General features: G+C 39.9%; 2 protein-coding genes. Both read right to left on the reverse strand.

The features are described 5' to 3' along the window. On the reverse strand, nucleotides 1-960 hold a 960-nt coding region (rfbB, locus tag K6D58_RS10070), incomplete at its 3' end, for a dTDP-glucose 4,6-dehydratase (RefSeq protein WP_296830284.1). 16 nt (nucleotides 961-976) lie between these two features. After that, on the reverse strand, nucleotides 977-2,043 hold a 1,067-nt coding region (locus tag K6D58_RS10075; RefSeq protein WP_296830286.1), incomplete at its 5' end, for a LegC family aminotransferase.

Here is a 2,043-nt window from a genome sequence, read left to right on the forward strand (position 1 = left end):
ACAATCGATTGCATAGCGTTTGTCGTGACCAGGGCGGTCTTTTACATAAGTAATAGTCTTTTCTACATCATCAACATTTTTACCAGTTTCTTTTGCAGTAAGTTCAATTACCTTGTGAAGCAACTTAATATTCTGCCATTCGTTTTCACCACCGATATTATATTTTTCGCCGGTTACGCCCTTGTTTACAATAAGCCATACAGCGCGGTTGTGGTCTTCAACATAAATCCAGTCGCGGATATTGTCACCCTTGCCGTAAACAGGAAGGTTCTTTCCGTCGCGGATATTGCTGATCATAAGTGGAAGCAATTTCTCAGGGAACTGGTATGGTCCGTAGTTGTTTGTACAGTTAGAAAGTGTGATTGGCAGGCCGTATGTATGGAAGTAAGCCATTACAACGTGGTCTGAACTTGCTTTTGATGATGAATAAGGGCTTCTTGGATTATAAGGTGTGTCCTCGCGGAAGTAACCTGTTTCACAGAGTGAGCCGTAAACTTCATCTGTTGAAATATGATGGAAGAGTACATCGTCACGGATTGAACCGTCTTCCTTCTTCCAGTAGTTTCTTGCAACATCAAGCAGTGTAAAGGTTCCCATTACGTTGGTCTTCATAAATGCTTCCGGACCAAGAATAGAACGGTCTACATGACTTTCTGCCGCAAAGTGAATTACAGTATCAATATCATACTGCTTGAAAATGCGTTCAATATTTTCGCGGTCGCAGATATCAACTTTTTCAAAGAAATATCGCTTGCCGCCAAACTGGGCCTCAACGTCTTTAAGTGATTCCAGATTTCCAGCATATGTAAGACAGTCTACGTTTACGACTGTACCGTCAAAGTTTGCATCGTTAAAAAGATTTCCCTCTGCAGAGGACATTCCAAAAAGATAATGAATGAAGTTAGAACCGATGAATCCTGCACCACCGGTGATAAGAATGTTATGAAGTTTTCTACTCATATTTTAATCCTATAACTTAAACGCTTGTTCTAACACTAGATGGTATATTTACCAGATGATCTTCCAGCCATTCTGAGTTTGTCATATCTCCATGCTCACACTTTTCGTAAGGTGGCATTTTGTACATCAAGGTCCAAATAGGACGTGTCTGTACACCATTAGAATTTGTAAACTCAAGGAACTGTTCTCGTTCTTCACGGTCTTTAAGAAGAATTGCATTAAGCCAGTAGTTTGCACGAGCGTTTTCTGGCTCTGTTACAAAAGGAATGTTCAGGTCTGCAAAGAACTTTTTATACATCTGAGCAGTTTCACGCTTGTTTTCAATAATCTTATCAAAGTATTCAAGCTGGGCGGCACCAATTGCGGCATTTACACCTGGCATACGAAGATTCCAACCTGCAACTTTATGATAGTAGCCCCACTTTGCAGGTTCCTTGGCTGTTGTAGAAAGATACTTTGCACGGGCTGCTAGTTCTTCATCATCAGTAAGAAGCATTCCTCCTCCACCAGTTGTAAGAGTCTTGTTACCGTTAAAACTAAGAATAGAAACCTTTCCAAAAGTACCAGTATGCTTACCCTTATAGAAAGAACCTACAGATTCTGCAGCATCTTCAATAAGCATTAAATTATGCTCATCACAAATTGTACGGATTTCATCAATACGGCATGGATGACCAAAAGTATGCATTGGGACACAAGCAGAAATTATACGGCCAGTATTTTTATTAATACACTTACCGCCTTCCTGCTTTGTATTATTTTCTAAGAACTCTTTTAACGATTTTGGAGACATTCCCATTGTGTCTCTGTCAACATCAACATAAACCGGAATTGCCCCACAATTAACAATAACAGCAGAAGTAGCGGCAAAAGTCAAAGGCTGTGAAATTACTTCCTCACCAGTTTTTACACCTGCCGCAACAAAAGCCATATGCAAAGCTTCTGTTCCGCTTACCATAGCAACTGCACACTTGGCACCAGTGAGCTTTTTGATATGGTCTTCCATATCTGTTACAAAGTGACTTACGTAAGATACGAATTTTGTATCAATACACTCATTTAAGTATTTTTTTTCATTACCCA

Origin of the sequence: Treponema sp., assembly GCF_024696245.1 — a bacterium.
Taxonomy (GTDB): Bacteria; Spirochaetota; Spirochaetia; order Treponematales; family Treponemataceae; genus Treponema_D.